The organism is Clostridium sp. YIM B02551 (assembly GCF_022324735.1).
Classification (GTDB): domain Bacteria; phylum Bacillota; class Clostridia; order Clostridiales; family Clostridiaceae; genus Clostridium_T; species Clostridium_T paridis.
In genome coordinates, this window is record NZ_JAKGTF010000007.1 from 111,299 (window position 1) to 135,267 (window position 23,969).

General features: G+C 29.9%; 23 protein-coding genes. 18 read left to right on the forward strand and 5 right to left on the reverse strand.

The genetic code is table 11. The features are described from left to right. Positions 1-14 precede the first annotated feature (14 nt). The 4 genes from glpK to L1S47_RS09990 all read left to right on the forward strand — a co-directional run bounded on the left by glpK (position 15) and on the right by L1S47_RS09990 (position 4,080). The gene (gene glpK / locus L1S47_RS09975; RefSeq protein ID WP_238883433.1) at positions 15-1,511 is read left to right on the forward strand and encodes a glycerol kinase GlpK; all 1,497 of its coding nucleotides are present in this window, start codon (positions 15-17) and stop codon (positions 1,509-1,511) included. A gap of 118 nt (positions 1,512-1,629) precedes the next feature. Beyond that, complete coding sequence (locus L1S47_RS09980; RefSeq protein WP_238883434.1) at positions 1,630-2,196, forward strand: glycerol-3-phosphate responsive antiterminator; 567 nt, start codon at positions 1,630-1,632, stop codon at positions 2,194-2,196. Positions 2,197-2,477: 281 nt separating this feature from the next. Further along, entirely contained in the window at positions 2,478-3,014 is a 537-nt protein-coding gene (locus L1S47_RS09985) for a sigma-70 family RNA polymerase sigma factor (RefSeq protein WP_238883435.1), read from the forward strand. Beyond that, on the forward strand, positions 3,004-4,080 hold the full coding sequence (locus L1S47_RS09990) for a DUF4179 domain-containing protein (protein ID WP_238883436.1): 1,077 nt from the start codon (positions 3,004-3,006) through the stop codon (positions 4,078-4,080). The genes L1S47_RS09985 and L1S47_RS09990 overlap by 11 nt, the downstream gene beginning before the upstream one ends. Positions 4,081-4,156: 76 nt before the next feature. Here L1S47_RS09990 and L1S47_RS09995 read toward each other — a convergent pair whose 3' ends face one another. Together L1S47_RS09995 and L1S47_RS10000 are read right to left on the reverse strand one after the other, a co-directional pair. Next, the gene (locus L1S47_RS09995; protein WP_238883437.1) at positions 4,157-5,236 is read right to left on the reverse strand and encodes an ABC transporter permease; all 1,080 of its coding nucleotides are present in this window, start codon (positions 5,234-5,236) and stop codon (positions 4,157-4,159) included. A 14-nt stretch (positions 5,237-5,250) separates the two neighbouring features. Beyond that, positions 5,251-5,949, reverse strand: coding sequence for an ABC transporter ATP-binding protein (locus L1S47_RS10000; protein ID WP_238883438.1), 699 nt, complete (start codon positions 5,947-5,949; stop codon positions 5,251-5,253). Positions 5,950-6,141: 192 nt separating this feature from the next. Between L1S47_RS10000 and L1S47_RS10005 the strand changes: the two genes are divergently transcribed. Then, positions 6,142-6,741 carry a TetR/AcrR family transcriptional regulator gene (locus L1S47_RS10005; protein ID WP_238883439.1) on the forward strand — a complete coding sequence of 200 codons (600 nt, stop codon included), beginning with the start codon at positions 6,142-6,144 and terminating at the stop codon, positions 6,739-6,741. A gap of 79 nt (positions 6,742-6,820) precedes the next feature. On the opposite strand, the gene L1S47_RS10010 is transcribed toward L1S47_RS10005, so the two are convergent. Both L1S47_RS10010 and L1S47_RS10015 read right to left on the reverse strand, forming a co-directional pair. Next, the gene (locus L1S47_RS10010) at positions 6,821-7,306 is read right to left on the reverse strand and encodes a dihydrofolate reductase (protein ID WP_238883440.1); all 486 of its coding nucleotides are present in this window, start codon (positions 7,304-7,306) and stop codon (positions 6,821-6,823) included. A gap of 140 nt (positions 7,307-7,446) precedes the next feature. Continuing rightward, a complete protein-coding gene (locus L1S47_RS10015) occupies positions 7,447-8,289 on the reverse strand; it encodes a thymidylate synthase (RefSeq protein ID WP_238883441.1) in 843 nt (280 codons plus the stop codon). Between the two features lie 129 nt (positions 8,290-8,418). Between L1S47_RS10015 and dnaX the strand changes: the two genes are divergently transcribed. From dnaX to recR, 3 genes are all read left to right on the forward strand, one after another. Beyond that, positions 8,419-10,041 carry a DNA polymerase III subunit gamma/tau gene (gene dnaX, locus L1S47_RS10020; RefSeq protein WP_238883442.1) on the forward strand — a complete coding sequence of 541 codons (1,623 nt, stop codon included), beginning with the start codon at positions 8,419-8,421 and terminating at the stop codon, positions 10,039-10,041. Positions 10,042-10,233: 192 nt separating this feature from the next. Continuing rightward, the gene (locus L1S47_RS10025; RefSeq protein WP_202769147.1) at positions 10,234-10,575 is read left to right on the forward strand and encodes a YbaB/EbfC family nucleoid-associated protein; all 342 of its coding nucleotides are present in this window, start codon (positions 10,234-10,236) and stop codon (positions 10,573-10,575) included. 230 nt (positions 10,576-10,805) lie between these two features. Then, a complete protein-coding gene (gene recR / locus L1S47_RS10030; RefSeq protein WP_202769148.1) occupies positions 10,806-11,402 on the forward strand; it encodes a recombination mediator RecR in 597 nt (198 codons plus the stop codon). Positions 11,403-11,609: 207 nt separating this feature from the next. Here the strand turns inward: recR and L1S47_RS10035 are convergent, their stop codons facing one another. Then, positions 11,610-13,259: a hypothetical protein gene (locus L1S47_RS10035; RefSeq protein ID WP_238883443.1), complete on the reverse strand. Its 1,650-nt coding sequence runs from the start codon at positions 13,257-13,259 to the stop codon at positions 11,610-11,612. Positions 13,260-13,541: 282 nt separating this feature from the next. Between L1S47_RS10035 and L1S47_RS10040 the strand changes: the two genes are divergently transcribed. The 10 genes from L1S47_RS10040 (at position 13,542) to serC (ending at position 23,969) form a co-directional block, all read left to right on the forward strand. After that, the gene (locus L1S47_RS10040) at positions 13,542-13,733 is read left to right on the forward strand and encodes an aspartyl-phosphate phosphatase Spo0E family protein (protein WP_238883444.1); all 192 of its coding nucleotides are present in this window, start codon (positions 13,542-13,544) and stop codon (positions 13,731-13,733) included. 59 nt (positions 13,734-13,792) lie between these two features. Next, positions 13,793-15,796 (forward strand): methyl-accepting chemotaxis protein, encoded by a 2,004-nt coding sequence (locus L1S47_RS10045; RefSeq protein WP_238883445.1) that lies wholly within the window; start codon positions 13,793-13,795, stop codon positions 15,794-15,796. Between the two features lie 80 nt (positions 15,797-15,876). Continuing rightward, the gene (locus tag L1S47_RS10050; protein ID WP_238883446.1) at positions 15,877-17,643 is read left to right on the forward strand and encodes a GGDEF and EAL domain-containing protein; all 1,767 of its coding nucleotides are present in this window, start codon (positions 15,877-15,879) and stop codon (positions 17,641-17,643) included. Positions 17,644-17,932: 289 nt separating this feature from the next. Beyond that, the gene (locus L1S47_RS10055; RefSeq protein ID WP_238883447.1) at positions 17,933-18,205 is read left to right on the forward strand and encodes a DUF2508 family protein; all 273 of its coding nucleotides are present in this window, start codon (positions 17,933-17,935) and stop codon (positions 18,203-18,205) included. Between the two features lie 19 nt (positions 18,206-18,224). Further along, positions 18,225-18,485 carry a pro-sigmaK processing inhibitor BofA family protein gene (locus tag L1S47_RS10060; RefSeq protein WP_238883448.1) on the forward strand — a complete coding sequence of 87 codons (261 nt, stop codon included), beginning with the start codon at positions 18,225-18,227 and terminating at the stop codon, positions 18,483-18,485. A gap of 408 nt (positions 18,486-18,893) precedes the next feature. Further along, positions 18,894-19,799 carry a hypothetical protein gene (locus tag L1S47_RS10065; RefSeq protein WP_238883449.1) on the forward strand — a complete coding sequence of 302 codons (906 nt, stop codon included), beginning with the start codon at positions 18,894-18,896 and terminating at the stop codon, positions 19,797-19,799. A gap of 591 nt (positions 19,800-20,390) precedes the next feature. Further along, positions 20,391-20,558 (forward strand): hypothetical protein, encoded by a 168-nt coding sequence (locus L1S47_RS10070; protein ID WP_202769152.1) that lies wholly within the window; start codon positions 20,391-20,393, stop codon positions 20,556-20,558. Positions 20,559-20,561: 3 nt separating this feature from the next. Then, entirely contained in the window at positions 20,562-22,073 is a 1,512-nt protein-coding gene (locus L1S47_RS10075) for a carboxypeptidase M32 (protein ID WP_238883450.1), read from the forward strand. Between the two features lie 255 nt (positions 22,074-22,328). After that, on the forward strand, positions 22,329-22,514 hold the full coding sequence (locus tag L1S47_RS10080) for a hypothetical protein (protein ID WP_238883451.1): 186 nt from the start codon (positions 22,329-22,331) through the stop codon (positions 22,512-22,514). 372 nt (positions 22,515-22,886) lie between these two features. Beyond that, positions 22,887-23,969: a 3-phosphoserine/phosphohydroxythreonine transaminase gene (gene serC, locus L1S47_RS10085; protein ID WP_238883452.1), complete on the forward strand. Its 1,083-nt coding sequence runs from the start codon at positions 22,887-22,889 to the stop codon at positions 23,967-23,969.

Consider the following 23,969-nt stretch of genomic DNA (forward strand, 5'->3'; position numbering starts at 1 on the left):
GGGGGAGAAGCAAAATGGAAAAAGAAAAGTATATAATGGCTCTAGATCAAGGTACAACAAGTTCAAGATGTATAATCTTTAATAAACATGGTGAAATGGTTGCTGTTTCACAAAAAGAATTTGAACAAATTTATCCAAAGGGCGGATGGGTTGAGCATAACGCTATGGAAATTTGGGGAACTCAAATAGGAGTTGCAGGAGAAGCTTTAGCAAAAGCTGGTCTTGATGCAACAGATGTGGCAGCTATAGGAATAACAAATCAAAGAGAAACTACAGTAGTATGGAATAAGAGGACAGGTATTCCTGTATATAATGCAATTGTATGGCAATGTAGAAGAACTGCTGAATATTGCGATGAGTTAAAAGCTAAAGGTTTTGATAAAAAAGTAAAAGAAAAAACAGGACTAATTTTAGACGCATATTTCTCAGGAACAAAAGTAAGATGGATACTTGATAATGTTCCTGGAGCTAGAGAAAAAGCTGAAAAAGGCGAATTACTTTTTGGAAATATAGATACTTGGTTAATGTGGAACTTAACTAAGGGAAGAGTACACGTTACTGATTACACAAATGCATCAAGAACAATGATGTATAATATTCATGAATTAAAATGGGATGATGAACTTCTAGAAGAATTAGGTATTCCAAAATCAATGCTTCCAGAAGTAAAAGCTTCAAGTGAAGTTTATGGAGAAACTGATGAGCTTATCTTTGGTTCACCTATTCCAATAGCAGGGGATGCAGGAGATCAACAAGCTGCGTTATTTGGACAAGTTTGTTGTGAGGAAGGTACAGCTAAAAATACGTATGGAACTGGATGTTTCCTACTAATGAATACTGGAAATAAGCCTGTAGAATCCAAGAATGGATTACTTACAACTATGGCTGCATGTTATAATGGAAAACCTGAATATGCACTTGAAGGAAGTATTTTTATAGGAGGGGCTGTTATTCAGTGGTTACGTGATGAACTTAGAATGTTAAACAATGCAGCTGACTCTGAGAAATATGCTACTGAAGTTGATGATACAAATGGAGTATATCTAGTTCCAGCATTTGTTGGACTAGGAGCACCATATTGGGATCCATATGCAAGAGGAACAATAGTTGGTCTTACAAGAGGAACTAAGAAAGAACATTTTGTAAGAGCAGCAGTTGAATCTATGGCATATCAAACTCATGATGTTTTAAAAGCTATGGAACAAGATTCAGGAATAAAGTTACAAGCATTAAAGGTAGACGGAGGAGCATGTGCGAATAATTTCTTAATGCAATTCCAAGCAGATATCTTAGATACACCAGTTGAAAGACCAGAGGTTATAGAAACTACAGCTTTAGGAGCAGCGTATCTAGCAGGTCTTGCAGTAGGATACTGGAAAGACTTGGATGATATATGTACAAATATAAAATCACCAAAAACTTTTGTTCCTAATATGGAATCACAAAATAGAGAAGAGATTGTTAGTAAGTGGCATAAGGCCGTTGGAAGATCTAGAGATTGGGAAAAATAAAAAGTTAAATATAGTAATGGACTTCTATGGAAATCTATAGGGGTTCATTACTATGTAATATTTTAGTCGTATTTATGATAGAATGGTATTACAATTACTTAAGACGGGTGGAGAGTGCATGAAAAATGAATTTTATAATAGACTACAGGAGAACCCCATAATAGCAGCTATAAAAACAAGTGAGCAGCTAGAGAGAGCAATTAAATCTCCTTGTGAAGTTATATTTGTTTTGAAGTCAGATATATTTAACGTTAAGTCAATTGTGGATAGAGTTAGAAACTCAGGAAAAGTTGTATATGTACATGTAGATTTAATAGATGGGCTGTCAAAAGATACATTAGCTTTAAAGTACATTAACGAAAATATTAATCCAGATGGGATAATTACCACAAAAACAAATTTGGTAAAAGCAGCAAAGAGTCTTAATATGTTTGTAATACAAAGATTTTTTATAATAGATCATCTATCCTTAGAGACTGGAGTACATTCGGTTGAAGCTATAAGGCCTAATGCAATAGAAATATTACCAGGAATAATGCCAAAGGTTACGAAGGTGTTTAGTAAGACAACTAATGTTCCTATTATAACTGGTGGTCTTATAATGGATAAAGAAGATGTTATACAAAGCCTTAAGTCAGGAGCTGTTGCTATTTCTACTAGTAAGGAAGATATTTGGTATATATAGGGTTTCTTATAGGAAACTTAACTTATACTTGTTTGAAAATGTCGGCTTCTGGACATTTTCAGGCATGAATAAGTTAATAGTTGAACTTAAAACCCTATATAAGTTAAGCAAAGTGAAAATTATAATAAGTTAAAATAGATAAAGTGCATATAAAATATCATCTTAAAAAGATATAATTTTTTTAAGATGATATTTTTTTTATATCGGTGCAACCTTTTTATTAGCTATAACCGTCAAATATATGAAAGAAACAATCCACGTGGAGTATTTTGAGGTGAAGTATGAGTAGTGAAAGTGAAATAGAAAAGGCCATAAATGGGGATAGAGAAGCTTTTATAAATTGTATTAAAAAACTTGATAGTAATTTATACAAGATAGCAAAAGCCATGTTAAAGGATGATGAGGAAGTAGGAGATGCTATACAAGATACTATTCTTCAAGCATTTAAATCTTTAAACAAACTTAAAGAACCCAAGTATTTTAAAACTTGGATTATAAGAATTTTAATAAATAAATGTAAAGATATAATTGGTGCTAAAAACAAGACTGTATTGCTAGATAGTTCATTAAAGATAATGGATAAGGGCATTTATGAAGAGGGATATGATAATGTTGATGCTAGGGATATGTTAAGTAGGCTACCAGAAAATTATAGAGTTACGTTGGTGTTATTTTACTTAGAAGATATGTCAGTTAAGGATATAGCTGTAACGCTCAAAGTTTCAGAGGGAACAGTTAAATCTTGGCTCAGTAGGGGAAGGGGTCGACTTAAAAGTTTACTAGAAGAATCTAAAGGGGGGTTATGCTATGAAGGATAGTAATATTGGGATAAAAAATAATTTAAATAAGCTGTATGAAGATAATGTACCTAGAAGTGTTTTAGATAAAATGGAGTTAGCATTTAATGAAATAAGAGAAATGAAAGATACAGAAATAAAGCAGGAAAGAACAATAAAAAAATCTTGGAGAAGACCATTGGTTGCAGCAGCTACAATTACTATACTAGTAGGATTAAGTTTCTGCAGACCTGTTGTTGCAGCTGTAAAAGCTATTTTCAATATCAATGACAGAGGAATTGAAAGGGCTGTAGATAATAACTATGTCCAAAACAATTCAAGCGTTGTAGAATACAAAAACATAAAAATTTCTATAGATAATCTTGTTATTGATAACAGTAAATTGGCATATGGAGTTTCAGCTGAATTTAAGGATAAAAGTATGCTTAAAGATGGAGACAGGATATATTTTCAAGGGATAATAAAAAATGCAGAAGGAAAAGTAATAGATAATTCATTGAGTGATAATCAAGAAGTACCTAATGACTATACGACCATTATAGGAAGCAGCCAAGAAGAAGGAAGCTTTAATAAAGAGGGGGATAAATATAGTGCAAAAACTTTACTAATATCACCAGAAGGCATGATTACTAAAACATCAGCATTAAAGTTTGAAATAAAGAATATAGTAGTATTCAAAGATAATAAAGTTGTAAATAATATAGCTGGTGATTGGAAGCTAAATGTTAAAGTTGATGATAAGTTCTGGGATGTAAAAACTGTTAGATATAATGTAAGTAAAAAGGTAAATGATGTTGAAATACTTAAGGCAGAAGCTGGTACAACATCATTGAATATTAAATTTAAGGTGCCTGGAAGAATAGATGAAAATATAGCTTTTTCGTATATTAAAGATGATAAAGGACATGTCTATCATATAGACAGAGACTTGAGTGAAGGGTATGAAGATGGGTACACTATAGCGAGTACAAACTATAGTATAACAAAGTTTGATAATGTAAATAATCTTAAGTTATATATTAATTGTGATGATACAGATAAAAAGACTAAAAAAGAGATTGTTGTAGATTTAGAAAGAGAAAAATAGTATATTATTTTAGGGATAAGGGCATGGTTAGCCCCTATCCCTAATCTTTTTCTGAACTACCATAAATAGCATAGAGTTAAATCTTCCTATATCGCTTTAAACCTAAAATGTTTAGGATGGAGAATATCACAGCAAACAAAAGTAAAATTGATAAATAAAATTGTAAATCACTAAAAGTATATGCCTTAACCATTATTCCCTGCAAGGCTTGTGCTCCATAATATAAGGGCATAATGTGTGCAAAATATTGAAGCCAATTTGACATGGTTTCTATAGGTATTAGTCCTGTGAAAAATATTTGAGGAATAACCACAACAGGAATAAATTGCATCATCTGAAATTCTGAATTAGCGAAGGTTGATAGCAATATTCCTAAAGATAAAGCAACAAAGGCTATAATGATATTAGTAAGCAGTACTAGAAAAATATTACCTTCCATTCTTATGTTTAGTACATATATAGAAAAGAGTACTACTATAACGGTCTGAATTATTGCAAATATTCCATAGCCTAATAAATAGCCAAATACTATATCACTTCTTTTAATTGGCGTTGATAACAACTTTTCTAAAGTTTTTGAGGTTCTTTCTTTTAATAAAGATATCCCAGATATTAAAAATACAAAGAAGAATACAAAGAAACCTATTAATATAGGACTAAGTGTGTCAAAGAAAGACAAATTTTCATCTCCATATACGTAACTACTTTCTATTGAAATAGACTTTTGTTGCATGGCTGCCTTACCACTTACTTGGGATATCTTAGAGGATAAAGTTTCTAGTTGTTCCTTTGCAAGAGTGCCTTGAACTTTAGCTTTAATTTGTGTGCTATCAGAGGGAGTACTATTTTCGTAGGTTATATTTAACTTATCGTCATCTTTGCTTATAAAGGCTTTTAAGCTATCAGAAGTTATTTTATCTTTTATATTTGCAGTATCATCATATTTTATTATGTTTATATCATTTGCTTCTAGATCTTTATTAAAACTCTCGCTAGTATTATATACTCCAACATTCAGTGTGGATTTATTGTTTGAATTAAATAAAAAGTTTACTAAGGTTAAGAGTATTAAAGGAGCAATCATCATAAGTGCTAAGGTTCTTTTATCTCTGATGGTTTGTATTATAATTCTTTTTATTAATGCTAGTATTATCATATTGGGCTCCTCCTTTATAGAAATATTTCTTCTACTGTATTTACTTTAAATTGTTGTTTTAGTTCGTCCACGCTTCCAGTTGCAATAATATTACCTTCTCGTATTAAAACTAATTTATCACATTTTTCAGCTTCGTCTATAACGTGAGTTGTTAATATTATTGTCTTGCCATCAGCTTTTAAAGACTTTAATTCTTCCCATATACTAAATCTTAACTTGGGATCAATTCCTACAGTAGGTTCATCTAATATAAGAAGTTTAGGGTCTTGTATTAAAGAAATTGCTAGAGAGAGCCTTCTTTTCATACCGCCTGAATAATTACTTACCTTTTTAGATAATTCATTTTCAAGATTAACTAGCTTTGAAGTATATTCTATTCGGGATTTAATTTGATTTTTAGATAGCCTGTATAATTTACAGAAAAATTCTAAGTTTTCTTTTCCCGTTAATTCTTCATACAAAGCATCTGATTGTGCCATATAGCCAATATCATTTAGAACCTTTAAGTTAGGAATTTTTTTACCTAATAGTTCAATAGCCCCATTGTCTACTTTTTCCATACCTATTATGGATTTTACAAGGGTAGTTTTTCCGGAGCCAGATGGGCCAATGAAACCAATAATTTCACCCTCATTAAGGGTAAGATTTATATTGTTTAGAACGGTAATATTAGAATATTTTTTAACTAAATTTGAAATTCTTACAACATCCATTTTTATCCTCCTATTAAAGGGTTCCATATAAGGAATCCCAAACGCTATAAATTAACAATGTGTTGATTAGTTTCTCATACTTCTATTATAATTAAGCTATGGTAAAGAACAATAATCACCATAGTTACTAGTGTTCATTAATAGACAAATAATATGTATGTGTTAATTATCTTACTTTTAAGGAGAAGTTATATGGATAGAAGAAGTGGTAAAACTAAAAAATTACTAGAAGATGCCTTAATAAAGCTAATGATAGAAAAAGGCTTTGATAAGATAAGTATAAAAGATTTAACAGAAGAAGCAGACATTAATAGGGGGACATTCTATCTGCATTATAAAGATAAGTATGACTTATTAGAACAAAAAGAAGATGAATTTCTAAAAGAATTCGCTAAATTAGCAGAAAGTATATCTGAAAAATATCCTAGGGATTTTAAGTTACTTTCAAAGAAAGAAAATTTGCTGCAAGTTTTCAATTTTGTATATACTTACATAAAGCAAAATTCTGACTTTATGAAAGTTTTATTAGGAGCTAATGGGGATTTAAATTTTCAAATGAAGCTTAAAAATTTCATTGAAAGTATGTTAATAAAAAATGTAGAAGTAGAATTTGTGGGAGAAATAAAATTAAAATATATAGGCGCAGTTGCAGCATCAGCTCAATTAGGTATTATTCAAAAATGGCTTAGAACTGGCATGGAAGAAAGTCCAGAAGAATTAGCAGTATTTGTGAGTGATGTTGTATATACCATATATAATGGAGTATTAAAGGCAAATGTTGATATAAAATAGTTATTAAATTAAATTTTCAAGGTTAAATAGGATTAATAACACTAGGAGACGGATGATAACATCACCCGCCTCCTAGTTTTTATTTTCTAACTAAGTCAGTAAATTGATATGTTAAGTTATTTTCTTCAAAAACTTTACTTTCTAATACAGGCATCCACTCATTCTCATTTATGTTTGGGAAATAAGTATCTGCACCGAAATCTTTAAATACCTTTGTAAGATACAGCTTGTTTGAATAAGGTAAGAACGCAGAGTAAATTTCACCCCCACCAATTATAAAAGCTTCTTCTTCTGAGTGGTGATATTTTTCAACTACAGCATCTAAGGAATTAATAACCTCTACCTGAGGGTCATCTACGGAAAAGTCATTATCTCTAGTTAAAATTACGTGATGTCTATTAGGTAAAACTTTAGGCAATGATTCAAAAGTTTTTCTACCCATAATGATAGTTTTACCAGAAGTAATCTCCTTAAATCTCCTTAAGTCACTCGGTAATCTCCAAAGTAAGTCATTATTTTTACCAATAGCATTATTTTCAGCTACTGCTACTATTATTGAAAGCATGATATAAAACCTCCTTCTATTGGTTCAATAAATTCTTAAGTTTCTTAGTATTCTTATATTTTAAAGTTTATATAAATATTCCTTTGTTAAAGAAACTTAGCATACACTTAATCTTAATTTGTAGTTTATTATGTTAATTACTATATCCCCAATTCAAACTTTAATTGTGGTTTAACTGGCTCGTAATCAAGCATTTCAAAATCATCTATAGTAAATTCATAGAAGTTTGTTTTACCTTCTTTAAGTATTAGTTTAGGTTGTTTACTACTAGGTATTCTAGCTATTAATTCTTTTGCCTGATCTATATGTCTGTCATAAATATGTAGATTATCAACAACGTGCATAAACACACCAGGTTTTAAACCAACATGTCTTGCTACCATCATCATTAATGCAACATATTGAATTTTATTTATATGGCCAGCAGTGCAATAATCTGAACTTCTTTGATGAAGAGTTACATCAAGATACTCTCCTCTAACAGACCAAACTGTAAGGAATGCACAAGGATACAAGCCAGCAGTTTCTTCAAAATCTGCATATTGATATAAATCTATAATATGTCTTCTAGTATAAGGCTCATTTTTTAATCCATTCAAAAGCTTATTCATTAAGTCATATTTTTTTACAGTAGCACCATACCTTTGTCCAATAGTTCTGGTACCATTAATTTCCCAATCTGCCCACCAGGTAATGCCCATTTCCTCTAATACGGAAAGTTCATTTGAAGCCTTTTGATATATCCATAAAATCTCTTTGATGCTAGATTTCCAAGCGATTGGTCTAAGTGTGGTGATAGGGAAATCCCCTTTAGATATATCATATTTTTCTACAACTTGGTTTATGTATATTGTGTGAGCTGGTGTACCATCTTTATATTGTGGTCTTATTTTATGACCTTGAGTACTTATTCCATCAGTAAGAATATCATTTAGTGTATCTTTAAATAATTTATCTGTTTTAGATATAAAATGTGTCGTCATAAATTCACCTCTAAATTAGATTTAATAATATTATAACATAGTTAAATATTTAGTTATAATAAATAGTTATTTTAATAGCTAAAAATGATATAATATTAAGTAGTTTAAATAGAAGATGAGGTGAGTTCCTTGGCTTATAGAGCTTTATATAGAGAGTGGAGACCACAAAAATTTGAGGATGTTGTTGGGCAGGAGCATATAACTACTACCCTAAAAAATCAGATATTAACAAATAGAATAGCGCATGCTTACTTATTTTGCGGGACAAGAGGAACAGGTAAGACTTCAACTGCTAAGGTATTTTCAAAGGCTTTAAATTGTTTAAACCTTGTGGATGGTGAGCCTTGCAATGAATGTGAAATGTGTAAGAAGATAAATGCAGGTTTAGCTATAGATATAAATGAAATGGATGCTGCATCAAGAAATAAAGTAGAGAATATTAGAGATATTATTGATGAAGTTCAATATCCACCACAAGAAGCTAAATATAAGATATACATAATGGATGAAGCTCACATGTTAACGACAGGAGCTGTAAATGCATTTTTAAAAACACTAGAGGAGCCGCCAAGTAATGTAATATTTATTTTGGCAACTACAGATCCTCAAAAATTACCTATAACAATTCTTTCTAGGTGCCAAAGATTTGATTTTAAGAGAATTTCTAATGAGCATATGATTGCTAGGCTTAGAAAGATAGTCAAAGAGCAAGGCGTTTTTGCAGATGATAAGAGCTTAAGTCTTATTACTAGAGTTTCAGATGGAGCAATGAGAGATTCTTTAAGTATATTAGATCAGGCTATCTCTATGGGAGATGGTAAGGTTGATTATGAGCAGCTAGTATCAATGCTTGGTCTTGTAACCAATGAGTATTTATTTAAAATTACCAGTTCTATCATTGAAAGAGATATAGAGAAATCTATGAAGACTATTGAAGAAATAGTTCTTTCAGGAAAGGATATTGGACTTTTTATAAAGGACTTAACTAGCCATTTTAGAAACCTTCTAATGACTAAGGTTACAAATAATCCTGAAGAAATATTAGATATGTCAGAAGAAAATATAGATTTGTTAAAGACACAAGGAGAAAGACTACGATATGAAGAAATCATGAGGGATGTCAGAATTCTTCAAGAAGCAGAGGAAAATTCTAAAGCTAGTAAGCAAGCTAGAATATATCTAGAATTAGCAACTATAAAGATGTGCAAAATAGAGTTTGATATGTCAAAGGAAACTCTATTAGCAAGAATAAATAGATTAGAAGAAGCATTAAGATCTGGAAAGGTTACAGTAGCTGCTAAATCACAGGGAGATTCTCAGGGGATAGAACCAGAGAAGAATCCAAAAACTATAAGGAAGCAAGAAGTTCAAAGAGAAGCAACTATCACACACAGCTTTAATGAAGATTCAAAGGTTACTCTAGATGATGTAAAAAGATACTGGAGAGATATTCTAGAGAGATTTAAAGCTAGAAGGGCAATGGTTATATATGCATCATTATCAACTGGAAAACCAGTAGCTTGTAAAAATGGTGTGGTTGAAATTCTATATGATGATGAATATGCCTTCAACAAGAAGAGACTAGAACAGCTTGAAAATTCTAAAATAGTAAATGAAGTGTTTAGTGAGATACTAAAGGATGGAGTTAAGGTAGTTTACACAATAATTAGTAAGGAAAGTACAGAAAAGAATACTGAAGATATACTTAGAGAAACCATAGGGGAAGAAGCTTTAGAGATTTTAGATGAATAGACAATTAGGAAATTTTTGAGGTTTTTAAATTCAACTAATAATTTATACACATCATTAAATCGTTAGAAACCACGATTTTCTAATATGTATAAATTAAGTTTTATTAAAAAAACCTCTAGATTATATATATATAGCAAAATCAAATAATATAATATATAATAATGAATAGATAAAATTTAAGGAGGGTATCACATGGCAAAAGGTGGTTTTCCAGGCGGCGGACTTGGAAATATGAATAATTTAATGAAGCAAGCTCAAAAACTTCAACAACAAATGGAAGAAATGCAAAAAGAATTAGAAGTAGCTGAATTCGAAGCAACAGTTGGAGGAGGAGCCGTTCTAGTTAAAGTTAATGGTAAGAAGGAAGTAACTCACATAGAGATAAAACCAGAAGTAGTAGATCCAGATGATGTAGAAATGCTTCAAGATTTAGTACTTAGTGCTGTAAATCAAGCAATGAAAAAAGCTGATGAAGAAACAAGTAGTAAAATGGGAAAATTAACTGGCGGCATGAATATGCCAGGATTATTTTAATTAACTATAGGCATACAGGTGTATCTGTATGCCTATTTTATAATCCTTTAAATTCTCCATTATGAGTATTAAAGAAGCTCAGCTATATTGGTGCGACCACAAGATTCTTTAATACGAAAGATGGTTAGAATTTTTGGATTATAAACATTTTATAATTACAAAAAAGTTTTTATATAAAGAAATAATCTTAAATATTAGATATGATAGTACAGAAAGGAAGTTGTAAAGTTATGGATTTCTATCCAGTTGCTATAGAAAAGCTTATTGAAGAGTTTGCAAAGTTGCCTAGTGTAGGACAAAAAACTGCCCAAAGGTTAACGTTACATATACTTAACTTACCTGAAGAGGAAGTAAAAGAATTTGCTAGGGCATTAGTGCAGGCAAGAGGAACTATTAAATATTGTTCTATTTGTGGTAATTTCACAGATAAAGATCCTTGCGCCATATGTTCAAACCCTAACAGAGAGAAACAAGTTATATGTGTGGTTGAGCAACCAAAAGATATTATGACTATGGAAAAGGTTAAAGAGTTTAATGGAGTATATCATGTTCTACATGGCAATATATCTCCAATGCAAGGAAGAGGACCACAGGATATTAGAATTAGGGAACTAGTTGCAAGAATGAATTCCGATGTAAAAGAAGTTATAGTTGCTACAAATCCTAATATAGAAGGTGAAGCTACAGCAATGTACATATCCAAGATACTTAAACCGTTGGATGTTAAAGTAACAAGAATAGCTGCAGGTATCCCAGTAGGTGGAGATTTAGATTATGCTGATGAGGTAACTTTATCTAAGGCACTAGAGGGAAGAAAAGAAATCTAAACTTTCATTTTAAATTGTCTAAAACAAAAAAAAGTTTTGTTATAAATTTAGATTAAAAAGAGAAGGAAAAATAGATTAAGAATTTAGAAAAAAGAATAGAAAAATGAGGCGAAAGCTTTTGTAAGCAATGAAGTAAGGGAAAAAGACTAGTCTTTTTCCCTTACTTCGTTGAGCTTACTTTTTTTATTGTAAATTCTGTCTAATATCCTAATTACAACTTTTAAGCAAATTTATTTGGCGTTGTATCCAATTGATAATCTCCATTTTATCTTTATTAATAGGAGAAATTTGCTCCAAAATTTCATTAAAATATACTTCAAAAGCTTTGACAAGTATAGGTTCTTTGATTGATAACCGAACTTTGGGTATATTTTTTGGACATTCATATGCTTCAAGCATTACAGCGTTTCTTTCTTTAACCATACAATAAAATATAGAATTTGGTATAGTATTATTGGAGTTTTTAGAAATGAATGCAATATTGTAATTGCAATATTTCTCAAGTAAAGTTACGATGTTTTTTAAAATCTCAATAATATCCTCGACTTCTAAACTAATTATAGTTACCTTATTATATAAATAAAGATAAAGTTCCTTATGTTTAATTAGATTGTTAATACAATCTATATGGTAAATATCCGTATATGTATATTTAAATATGTTTGATAAAAATGCTTGCAATCTCATTTTGTAAAAGTCTAAAGATGTATTTATTTCATCTTCTTTAAGATTTTTTCTTTGTAGAAGCTTCTTATATAAATTTTCTGGAAGCAACAAAATACTAAGATCACGTTTGTATAGAATTCGATTGCCTATGACATCTTCCTGATCAGTTAGAAACTTTGAATAATCAATAACATTATTATGTTTATAATACTTAACAAGAGGTTTGGTATCTTTAGCAATTATTGTGTTAAGTCTATTATTGAATAAATCAACAGCGACTTTATTCCTAAAATAAAAGGCAGCATCAATTTCTGAATGCAGATCATTTGGCAATCCTAATAATGTTCCAATCTCTGGAATAACAATAAATTCTTGATATATGGAAAAAAGGTTATATTTTTTTAAATAATAAGGGTAAAACTTATCAGTGCTTATAAATGGTAACGCAAAATCAATAAAATTCATTGCATTATTGATGTTGTTGTTTAATTTCAATAAAAATACAATACTCCAACCATTATTTATTGCTTTAAGAATAGCATTTCTAAAATTAATCAAGTCATTGTGATACCTGGGAATAAACATATTGTCATTAAATGAAATATAGATCATATCATTATTACATTTACGGTTTGAAGTATATTCTAATAACGAGATACTTTCAGCTAATACATTTTTATATCCAATAACTATTTTATCTTCACTTGATAAGTTTATAGACAAATTAGAGCCTTTCATATTTAATAAGTCAGTATTCATATTAGTATCATAACTTTTATTAGAATAATGTTGATAGATGTCCATTGATTTTAAAACTTTTTTATTATTAATTAAATGAGCGTTATTTTCCTTTATTATCTTTTTTCTACATTCTAAAGAATATCCTTGCGATTGCAATAAAATTCTCTTGATTTTTTCTTTTAAGCTAATTTCAATTGTACTGTCTCCGCATACCTTTAAGAACAGCTCATCTAAATATTGTATCTGAAAAGAATTTAGAATACAGCTAGAAAGGTATTCAGAAATTTTCTCAATATAATTTGTGCTATATGCAGGTACTCTTTTTTCATTAACCCACCGGTTGACAAGTGAGTTATCGACATTTATGACTTTTGATAGTTTTACAATACTAATATCTAAAATTGAAAGTAGAGAGCGAAGAGATTCTCCAAATTTCATATTTGTAATCATAATGTTACTCCTTCCCAAACTGTTATAATCAATATAATAATTATAGTAGTTTAAGTGATTCACATATAGTATATAGTAGCTTAAGTGATTCACATATAGTATAAGGATAAAAAAATGTCATAGCCATAGCTATGACATTTTTTATAAATAGAATTGAAAAAATAATTTTTATTATATAATAGTAGATACATATTATTATATAACAGTTAACTTAATCCAATACCTATGATAACACTATTCACAAAAAATATTAAAATTTATCTAAAAATAGGAGTGCAACTGATGGATAAAAATTCATGCGAAGATTGTAAAGATGCGGATGTAATTGAAAAATTAAGACTAACTTTGTACAAGCATTGGGATTCAATAATTCAAAATAATATTACTAAAGAAATTTTACTGATTAGTGAGGAGTTGGATAAGTTAATTGTTAATTATTATCAAAAAGAAACAAGTGATACTGAAATGAGATAGCTGAAATATTTATTACACATTTCATATGAAAGTTCGGTATAAAACGAGGGGGTATACATATGCAATTTAAAAGTATTAAAACTAAATTATCTGTAATTTTTGGGATATTGATATTATTTATATGCTCTGGACTTGGGGTTATAGGTTATTTAGTTTCAAAAGATGCCTTGACGCAAAACATAAATGAATCACTTCCTAATTTGTCTAAAGAAGCTTCAAGGGTTGTACAGGAAAGAATAAATAGCCAGTTCAATGCACTAGAAGTATTAGCTGAAAGTGACTTTATCAAAAGTGATAAACTGAGCATAAATGAAAAACTTGAAATATTGAAAAGAGAATCACAAAGAGCTAATCATCTGTGGATGACTATTGTTGATATTGATGGAAATGCAATCACTACAAATGGTGGAACAGCAAATATTTCTGATTTGGATTATTTTAAAACAGCAATGGCTGGGAAGAGAGCAGTTTCAGACCCATTTAAAAGTAAGATTACTAATGATTTAATAGTTGCTTATGCAGTTCCAATAAAAGATAACGATAGGGTAAAGGGGGTTTTGGTTTCTGTACGTGACGGAAATGAATTAAGTGCACTGATAAATGACATTAAATTTGGTAGCAATGGAGAAGCTGCCATGATTAACAAGAATGGTAATATTATTGCACATAAAGATAAAAACCTTGTTATAAAAATGTACAATGTATTTGAGGAAGTCAAGAAAGACTCAGGACTTACGTCGCTAGCTGAATTGGAGAAGCAGATGATTGAAGGTAAACAGGGTGTAGGAGAATATACCTTCAATGGTATGACTAAATACATGGGTTATGCCCCTGTAGAAGGAACTAATTGGTCATTGAGTATAACTGCTCCCAAGTCAGAAGTAATGGCAAAAGTAGACAGTCTTTTAAAAACAGTTTCGATTTTATCAATAATTATTTTAGCAGTCAGTATAATAATTACCTATTTTATAGCATCAAGTATATCGAAGCCAATAAAAACAGCTTCAGAGTATCTTAAAGTTGTGGCAACAGGAGATTTCACAAAGGAAGTGCCTGTAAAACTTCTCAAAGCAAAGGATGAAACTGGCACACTTGCAAATGCAATAAATACTATGCAGACATCAATAAGAAATATTATAAAAAAAGTGGTTGATGAATCATCCTCTGTAAGCGAGATGCTTAATAACGTCAATAGCAATATGGAGCAACTTAATAAAGGAATAGAGGAAATTTCAGCTACAACAGAAGAAATGTCGGCAGGAACAGAACAGACTGCAGCTTCTGCTGAAGAAATGAGTGCCACTTCTACAGAGATTGAAAAGGCAGTAGAGTCTATTGCTATTAAAGCACAAGAAGGTGCTGGTGTTGTGAACAATGTAAGTAAGATGACTGAAGAAATGAAGCAAAATGCAATAATCTCAAAAGAAAATGCTATTCAAGTTTATGGAAGTACAAAAAGTAGCTTGAAGGAAGCTATAGAAAAATCAAAAGCAGTAAACCAAATCAATGAACTTGCTGAAGGGATACTTGCAATAACTTCACAAACTAATTTGCTTGCTTTAAATGCAGCTATTGAGGCTGCAAGAGCAGGTCAAGCAGGTAAAAGTTTTGCAGTTGTCGCTGATGAAATTAGAAAGTTAGCAGAGGATTCTAAAAATATGGTCAACAGAATACAGGAAGTTACCAATGTGATATTAGAAGCTGTGAATAACCTATCAAGCAGTTCTGGTGAAATATTAGAGTTTATTGATAAAAAAGTATTGAGTGACTATGATACGCTTGTGGAATCTAGTGAAAAATACAGTGAAAACTCATTTAGTATAGATAGCATGGTTACAGATTTTAGTGCAACATCAGAAGAACTTTTCGCTTCAGTGCAAAATATGGTTAGAGCTATAGAAGAGATAGCAAGTTCTACTAATGAAGAAGCTCATGGAGCTGCAAGTATAGCACAGGAATCAGAAGACATAATGAATAAGTCAAATGAGGTTATTAATTTATCCGAATCTGCGAAGGAAAAATCTAATATGCTTATAAAAATTGTATCCCAATTCAAGATTTAAAGTGAAGAGGAATGTGTGGTTTGAATGTAGTTATATGCAATAAATTTAAATTTTGAAGAAGGTGATAATACTTGGTTTATATGAATAAAGAGCTTATGATAAAAGAAGAATTAGAGTATAAAGTAAAGAAGCTAGAGAGACAGATAGATGAATTACAAAAGATTGAGGAAAGATATAAACTTGTTATAGAAGGCTCAAGCAATGGTTTATGGGATTGGGATTTGATCACTGATACAGTATACATATCAAAAGTATGGCGGGAAATGCTAGGATTTGAAGAACGAAAAACTCACCAATATTATAAAAAATGGACGGAACGCATTCACCCAAAGGATGTTAAAAGAGCTACCTCTACATTACATTCATGCTTTAAAGAAAAAAGTCAGTTTTACATATGTGAGTATAGAATAAAATTAAATGAAGGCAAATATATATGGGTTTCTAGTAAAGGTAAGTTACAATTTAATGATAAGGGAGAACCTGTTAGAATAACAGGCTCACATACTGATATTACAGAGAAAAAAAAGATGGAAGAAAAACTGGAACGCCTTGTATATTATGATCAGCTAACTGGAACAATTATCCGTACAGCATTTATGGACAAATTGAAAATTTCTATAGAAGAAGCAAAAAAAGAGGGCTTAATGCTTTCAGTACTGTTCCTTGACGTTGATAATTTCAAGACTGTTAATGATATGTATGGACATAATATAGGCGACTTATTTTTAAAGAAAATTGCAACAAGGATTAAGTCATGTATTAGAAATATAGACATATTATGTAGGATTGGTGGAGACGAGTTTGCAATTTTATTACCACATATTAACGGCATAAATGAAGCAGATGAGATTGCACAAAGAATTTTAGATTCGTTCAATTATACTTTAATTGTTAAAAGATACAAACTTTCCAGTTCAATAAGTATTGGTATTGCTGTTTATCCCGATAATGGAAGGAACGGAAAAGTACTTCTAGAAAAAGCGGATATAGCTATGTATAAAGCAAAAGAAGAGGGGAAAAATAATCTGCGGCATTTTAATAATTATATGATGAAAGAAATAGGCTTTCGTAATAATATAGGAAGCGATTTAAAAGATGCTATAGATAATGGAGAACTATTTTTATGTTATCAGCCGATTATAGATGCTAGAACTAAAAGAGTGGTAAGAATGGAAGCACTAATAAGATGGAAACACTTAAAAAAAGGAATAATAAGTCCTGTTGATTTTATTCCTGTGGCTGAAGAAACAAAACTAATTATACCCATAGGTGAATGGGTACTAAAAAGTGCTCTTAAACAACTTAAAGAATGGCATGAGGCAGGGTTTAAGGATTTTAGACTATCAGTAAATGCTTCTGTAGTTCAATTGCAAAAGCCGGATTTTGCTAAAGATGTAAGTAAACTTCTTGAGGAAGAGGGTATTTCTGCTAAATATATTGAACTAGAAATCACTGAGAGTGCACTTATAGATTCAGTTTATAATTTATCAAATAACTTAAAGCTTTTAAGAGAGCAAGGAATAAAAGTGTCTATTGATGATTTTGGTACGGGGTATAATTCATTGAAGTATATACAGAAGTTTAATGTTGATTGCATTAAAATAGATAGAACATTTGTTAGCAATGTAAATGATGAAAGAAATAAGATAATAATTAGCCATATAATCTCTTTAGGACATAGTATCGATGCTGAAATAATTGCGGAAGGTGTAGAAACAAAAGAGCAGTATGAATATCTAAAAGAGCAATGCTGCGATACAATCCAAGGATATTATTTCAGTAAGCCACTTTTACCAGAAGAAGCAATTGAATTTTTAAGAGAAAACAGCAATAGAAGTTTTGTTTGAGAAAATGAAGTTTGTTATGAATTTTGGCTAAAAAGGGAAGAAATAATAGATAAATAATTTAGAAAAGTAATGGAAAAATGAGGTAAAAGACTTTATAATTAAAGAATAGAAGGGAAAAAGCAATAGGAAAATCAGTAGGCTTTTTCCCTTGTTTCTTTTAGATTGTTACTGTTTCACAACAGAGCAATATTTACTTTATTTTTGATAAAATATTTTTTGATTAGTATATAAATGAATATCTCATATAAATTCAGTCAATAATTTGAATATAAATTATTGGAGGGGTTATATGAATAGGAAGTTTATTCTAGAATCATTATTGAAAAAGAAGGTAACCAATGAAGTTTCTTTGATTAAAGATATTGAACAAGCCGTAAAGGATATTAAAGTTGCAGAAAGTATGTTTGAAAGTGTAAGTGATCCTAAACTTATAGAAATTGCAATTTATTCTGAAGAAGTTGCCAGAAAAAGACTAGATTTCTTATTGAGAGAAGCAAAGGATAACAATTCAAAAGTAGATAATACCTATATTGTGGAGAAAAGTTCAGGGTTAGCTGAATAAATAAATGGGGGTATGGGATATGTTTCCAGTAGAAATTTTTTACGGAATAATAAGCTTGCTAATATTAGTAATATTATTTAAGGTATTTGCATGGCCTATTAAGATGCTTGGAAAGTTAATAATTAATGGTATATTAGGAGTTTTACTTCTAGTAGTAGTTAATTTTATAGGAGGGCCATTTGGAATCAATATTGGAGTCAATATTGTAACAGCATTAATAGCAGGCTTCTTTGGTATTCCAGGGGTTATAGTTATGGTAGTATTTAAACTATTCTTTTAAGTTAATAAAAAGGTGAAATATCTCAACTTGTTAGAGAGATATTTCACCTTTTTTATGATTCTTTCAAATCCAACAAAGACGCATAAAAAAATCTTTGCGATTTTTTATGCGCCTTATGTTATAGATGGGAGTCTTGAGGTATTCAAAACAAAAAATATTAGAGGTGTAAAGTAAGGAATTAAAGAGTATTCCTATATAACATTAGTATATGTGTATGCAAATAATGTGTTACAAAAAATAAATAAAAATTTAATTATGCTAATACAATATATAGAAGCAATTATTGACGGAAGGAATTTAATGAAAAACTTAATAAACCAGAAGATATTGAATCAGGATAAAAAGATAATACTCTGGGGTGTTATTTTAATGACAATGGTATTTCTTTTTTTAACAAACATGTATCAAATGATTCAATACAAAAATTATGGTACTAATTCAGAGGAGGTAATAAAACAATATTTTTCATTAGCACCTTTTAAAAGTTGTATTCTTTATTTAACTTATGGGTTTTTAACATGTTTTATTTTAAGAGATATGGACATTTTAGTCTCAAGCATAGAAGAAGAAAAATATAATTTGAAAGAAGTCTTTTTCACTAAGGTAAGTACCTTAATAGGTATTACTAGTACAAGTATAATAATTGTATTTCTATTTAAATTAATAGTTTATATGGCGAAAAGACAGGACTTTCAGTCATTAGGTATTAATGGGTACAATATATTTATATTCTTTCTATTAACACTAGCAATTTCCATAGTATCTTGCGGAGGGATTTTTTTATCCTTTGTGCTTGTTAAAAACAAGATTTTAGCAATAATTTTCGTTCCATGCATTGAATACTGTTTGTTTTTATTTTTTGGTCTTTTTAAAATGTTATTGAGTAATTACCTATGGCCATTAAAATGGGTACTAGATATGATAGGAAGTATAATGGTTGATTATTTTGCACTATCCCTAACATTTGATTGGAGGATAGAACTTCAACCTTTCACCAATCAAATAATTTCGGTATTTTTACTTTTTATAGCTGGTATACTTCTATTTTGGATAGATTATTTAATATTTGGAAAGCTAAAGTCTGAAAAGATAAAAAATCTTTTTTATTTTTCCTGGACTGTAAAGATAGTTTTCTTGATGATGGCTTTTATTGGTTCATTTTCTTTATTAGTAATTCTCGATTTATTAGTTCTAGTACTTTCACCACATAGCTTTAATAATATGAATTTACTACTAAATATTGTTGTAATTATTACTTCAGTAGTATTTTATAGATTGCAACTTAAAAGGTGTTATCTAAAAGACAAAGAATAAAAAAAGGTGGATATTTTTAACAAGATAATAAAAAAATACAGACTAAATTTTGAAAAACATAATTATGAAAAAAAGGATTGATTTATTTTATTATGGCAATATAATAAAAGTATAACAGATTGAACGAAGGCGTTTGATAGAGCAATAACTCTATTAAGCGCTTTTTTCTTTCTTGTTTACCTCGAGGAAAATAACAAGGATCCAGAAAAATTATATACTTATTCTGCCCCCAAAGGAATAAAGTACACTTGGTTAAGCCATGGCAACCTTGTGATAAATAATTAAAAAAGTTTTTTGGTTAAATTTAAATTGAGAATTTTATAAGAGGTATTGAGTATAAATTTGATACTAATTATTTTTGAACGATTGTACGATTTTAGTGCTATATATATGTGTGAGGTAAATATAGCTGACATAACTTTTATGGTCTAGACTAAAAGTTAAATTATAGGGTAATTATAGAAATAGATAGGGCATATGTAATGAAAAAATCATATTATGCTGTATCTATTTTTATTTATGTAAAGTTTTTTAAGTAGGTTTTAAGTGATATAATTAGGTTATAAATCTACAAGAGAAAGGAATGGTTCTGTGACTAGAGGAAGCGGATTTAATTGTGAACATTGTCCAGAGTTTAAAAAAGGCGCATGTAGTGGAGATACAACATGTTTATGCTATGAATGTCCAAGAAATTTAGGACAGTGTTTATGCGTGAAGTATTGTAGAGAAACAGAGTCAATATTGACTATAGAGGAGTAAGGTATGGAAAAGGGTATTGAAATTAAGTTATTAGAACTAAAAGATTATATAAAAGTAATGGAGAATACTAAACAGGCATTAGATTTAATTTATTGGGATAAGATGGTCATGATGCCAAAGAAAGCTGTAGAAGGAAGATCAGAAGTAGTTGCTCATCTTTCAGAACAGTTATTTAATCTTCAAACATCACCAAAACTTAAAGAATTTATAGATTATTTTGAAGCTAACTTTGAAGATTTAGATAAGGTTAATAAAAGTATGGTTGAAACATTGAAAAAGGAATATGAAGAAACTAAGAAAATTCCAGTAAATAGATATAAGGAATTTGTAATTCTTGCATCCAAGTCTGAAGTTGCTTGGGAGGAAGCTAAGGAGAAAAATGATTTCTTAATATTTAAACCATATTTAGAAAAAATAATTGAATTTCAAAAAGAGTTTATAGGTTATTGGGGTTTTAAACACCATAAATATAATACACTTTTAGATAAGTATGAAAAAGGAATTACAGTGGAAGTGCTGGATGGAGTTTTTGGAGAGCTTAGAGATGCACTAGTAACTTTACTTAAAAGGATTAAAAAGAGTAATCTTAGGATAGATACAAGTGTAATTAAAGCCTCTTATCCAAGAGAACTACAAAAGGATTTAAGTCTTTTTTCACTTGATCTAATTGGATTTGATATGAATGCAGGAAGATTAGACGAAAGCGTACATCCTTTTACAACTAATTTTTCAAATAAGGATGTTAGATTAACCACTCATTATTATGAAGATGAGCTTCTATCAGCATTATTTTCAACAATACATGAAGGTGGGCATGGAATATACGAACAAGGTATAAGTGACGAACTTAATGGAACTTGGTTAGCACAAGGAGCATCAATGGGAGTACATGAGTCTCAGTCAAGATTTTATGAAAACATTGTAGGAAGAAGTGAAGAATTTTTAAGTTTTTTATTTGAAAATAAAATAAAGAAATATTTTGTTAACCTAGAGAATTTAGACTTTGAAACATTTTATAAATGTGTAAATAAGGTTGAACCTTCATTAATAAGAACTGAAGCAGATGAACTAACCTATTCATTGCATGTAATTATAAGATATGAAATAGAAAAAGCTATTTTTAATGGTGAGGTAGCTACAAGTGATTTACCTAGACTATGGAATGAAAAATATAAAGAATATTTAGGTGTAGAGCCTACAAATGATTCAGAAGGAATTCTTCAAGATATGCATTGGTCAGATGGATCTTTTGGATATTTTCCAAGCTATGCATTAGGAAACTTATATGGAGCTCAATTTTTAAACACAATGAAAAAAGATATTCCTAATTATAAAGAGCTATTAGGAAAAGGAGATATTAAACCAATAACAAAATGGTTAAATGAAAAAATTCATACGCATGGAGCTGTATATTCGCCAATGGAATTACTTTTAAAGGTAACAGGTGAAAAGCTGAATCCTAAATACTTTATTGATTATTTAGAAGAAAAATATACCAAATTGTATCATGTATAAAGGTTAAAATACTGCACAAAATAATAGAGGTAATATAAATTTGTAAGGAGAGATGATATGAATAAATCTCATTTATCCTCAATAAGTGGAGAGTTATGTCCCGACTTTTTTCCGAATACAATTTTGCCGTCTATTAGCATGAGGGAAGTTTATTCAACTTGTAAAAATTGTATTGAATATGAAAAAGGTAGTTGCCTTAAGGATGCTTACTCCTATATTACTATTATTAATAGGAATTAGAAGGGAGAAGATAGTATGAATTATGAGTTATTTCAAGACTTAAGCTCTGTAGCTAGAGGTTGTCATGATTATTCTCCAGTAGAATTAGGGCCAGTATCTTATTGTAGTTCAAGATTAAGTTGTTTAAATTGTCAAAGTTATGAAAGTAGTCAGTGTAGTAGGGAATGTTGTGATAAGGATATGAGTCAAGATAAAAGTTAAGTTTTATTTATATTAAAATCCTTATAGGTTAATTTAAGATTTTATTAGTTTAATAGTGATTTGAAGGAATATTAAATAATAAGCCTTTAAATCACTATTTTTATTGTGAAATTTACAAAAAACCATGGCTATTTATGGCAATTAGAAATGCAAAATTTAAATTTATAAAATATCACTAAATGGAGTGATTTAAGATAAATTTAATAATAAAACCATTGTTTTAAAGCATAAAAAGTAGTAGAATTACAAATAAAATATTAAATTTTCAAAATAACATTTGTGTTTATGCACGGATAAAACCTTAAAATCTTATGAAATATAGATGGGTTTACTGCTAAGCAAAATGTAAAAAATAAAAGGGGGCTTTTATAAATGTCAAGAGTATATAATTTTTCTGCGGGTCCAGCTGTATTACCAGAAGAAGTGCTTAAAGAAGCAGCTGAGGAGATGTTAGACTACAAAGGAACTGGTATGTCAGTAATGGAAATGAGCCATCGTTCGAAAGCGTTTGAAGGTATTATTGGGGATGCTGAAAAAACATTAAGAGAACTAATGAATATTCCTGATAATTACAAGGTACTATTCCTTCAAGGTGGTGCATCACAACAATTTGCAATGATTCCAATGAATCTAATGAAAAATAGAGTTGCAGATCATATTAACACAGGACAATGGGCTAAAAAAGCTATATCCGAAGGAAAGTTATATGGAAAAATTAATGTGCTAGCATCTTCTGAAGATAAGACATTCACATATATACCAGATTTAAAAGATTTAAAGATTTCTGATGATGCAGATTATGTATATATATGCCATAACAATACAATATATGGAACAAAGTATAATGACCTACCAGATACAGGAGATAAGATACTAGTAGCAGATATGTCATCAGATATTTTATCTGAGCCTGTAGATGTAAGTAAGTATGGGCTTATATTTGCAGGAGCTCAAAAAAATATAGGACCAGCAGGGGTTGTTGTTGTAATAATTAGAGAAGACTTAATCACAGATGATGTATTACCAGGAACTCCAACAATGTTAAAATACAAGATACATGCAGATAATAATTCACTTTATAATACTCCACCTGCATATGGAATATATATATGTGGAAAGGTATTTCAGTGGATTAAAAATATAGGCGGCCTAGAAGCTATGAAGAGAATTAATGAAGAAAAGGCTGCAATATTATATGATTACCTTGATTCAAGCAGTATGTTTAAGGGAACAGTTGTGAAGAAAGATCGTTCATTAATGAATGTTCCTTTTGTAACAGGTTCAGATGAATTAGATGCTAAGTTTGTAAAAGAAGCTAAGGCTGCAGGTTTTGAGAACTTAAAAGGACATAGAACTGTTGGCGGAATGAGAGCAAGCATATATAATGCTATGCCAATAGAAGGTGTTAAGGCATTGATAGAATTCATGAAGAAATTTGAAGAAGAAAATAAGTAA

What these genes read in the sequence shown, in the direction of transcription:
- glpK (WP_238883433.1), top strand. Translation starts at nt 15, where the DNA reads ATGGAAAAAGAAAAGTATATAATGGCTCTAGATCAAGGTACAACAAGT.
- L1S47_RS09980 (WP_238883434.1), top strand. Translation starts at nt 1,630, where the DNA reads ATGAAAAATGAATTTTATAATAGACTACAGGAGAACCCCATAATAGCA.
- L1S47_RS09985 (WP_238883435.1), top strand. Translation starts at nt 2,478, where the DNA reads ATGAGTAGTGAAAGTGAAATAGAAAAGGCCATAAATGGGGATAGAGAA.
- L1S47_RS09990 (WP_238883436.1), top strand. Translation starts at nt 3,004, where the DNA reads ATGAAGGATAGTAATATTGGGATAAAAAATAATTTAAATAAGCTGTAT.
- L1S47_RS09995 (WP_238883437.1), bottom strand. Translation starts at nt 5,236, where the DNA reads ATGATAATACTAGCATTAATAAAAAGAATTATAATACAAACCATCAGA.
- L1S47_RS10000 (WP_238883438.1), bottom strand. Translation starts at nt 5,949, where the DNA reads ATGGATGTTGTAAGAATTTCAAATTTAGTTAAAAAATATTCTAATATT.
- L1S47_RS10005 (WP_238883439.1), top strand. Translation starts at nt 6,142, where the DNA reads ATGGATAGAAGAAGTGGTAAAACTAAAAAATTACTAGAAGATGCCTTA.
- L1S47_RS10010 (WP_238883440.1), bottom strand. Translation starts at nt 7,306, where the DNA reads ATGCTTTCAATAATAGTAGCAGTAGCTGAAAATAATGCTATTGGTAAA.
- L1S47_RS10015 (WP_238883441.1), bottom strand. Translation starts at nt 8,289, where the DNA reads ATGACGACACATTTTATATCTAAAACAGATAAATTATTTAAAGATACA.
- L1S47_RS10025 (WP_202769147.1), top strand. Translation starts at nt 10,234, where the DNA reads ATGGCAAAAGGTGGTTTTCCAGGCGGCGGACTTGGAAATATGAATAAT.
- recR (WP_202769148.1), top strand. Translation starts at nt 10,806, where the DNA reads ATGGATTTCTATCCAGTTGCTATAGAAAAGCTTATTGAAGAGTTTGCA.
- L1S47_RS10035 (WP_238883443.1), bottom strand. Translation starts at nt 13,259, where the DNA reads ATGATTACAAATATGAAATTTGGAGAATCTCTTCGCTCTCTACTTTCA.
- L1S47_RS10040 (WP_238883444.1), top strand. Translation starts at nt 13,542, where the DNA reads ATGGATAAAAATTCATGCGAAGATTGTAAAGATGCGGATGTAATTGAA.
- L1S47_RS10045 (WP_238883445.1), top strand. Translation starts at nt 13,793, where the DNA reads ATGCAATTTAAAAGTATTAAAACTAAATTATCTGTAATTTTTGGGATA.
- L1S47_RS10050 (WP_238883446.1), top strand. Translation starts at nt 15,877, where the DNA reads ATGAATAAAGAGCTTATGATAAAAGAAGAATTAGAGTATAAAGTAAAG.
- L1S47_RS10055 (WP_238883447.1), top strand. Translation starts at nt 17,933, where the DNA reads ATGAATAGGAAGTTTATTCTAGAATCATTATTGAAAAAGAAGGTAACC.
- L1S47_RS10060 (WP_238883448.1), top strand. Translation starts at nt 18,225, where the DNA reads ATGTTTCCAGTAGAAATTTTTTACGGAATAATAAGCTTGCTAATATTA.
- L1S47_RS10065 (WP_238883449.1), top strand. Translation starts at nt 18,894, where the DNA reads ATGATTCAATACAAAAATTATGGTACTAATTCAGAGGAGGTAATAAAA.
- L1S47_RS10075 (WP_238883450.1), top strand. Translation starts at nt 20,562, where the DNA reads ATGGAAAAGGGTATTGAAATTAAGTTATTAGAACTAAAAGATTATATA.
- L1S47_RS10080 (WP_238883451.1), top strand. Translation starts at nt 22,329, where the DNA reads ATGAATTATGAGTTATTTCAAGACTTAAGCTCTGTAGCTAGAGGTTGT.
- serC (WP_238883452.1), top strand. Translation starts at nt 22,887, where the DNA reads ATGTCAAGAGTATATAATTTTTCTGCGGGTCCAGCTGTATTACCAGAA.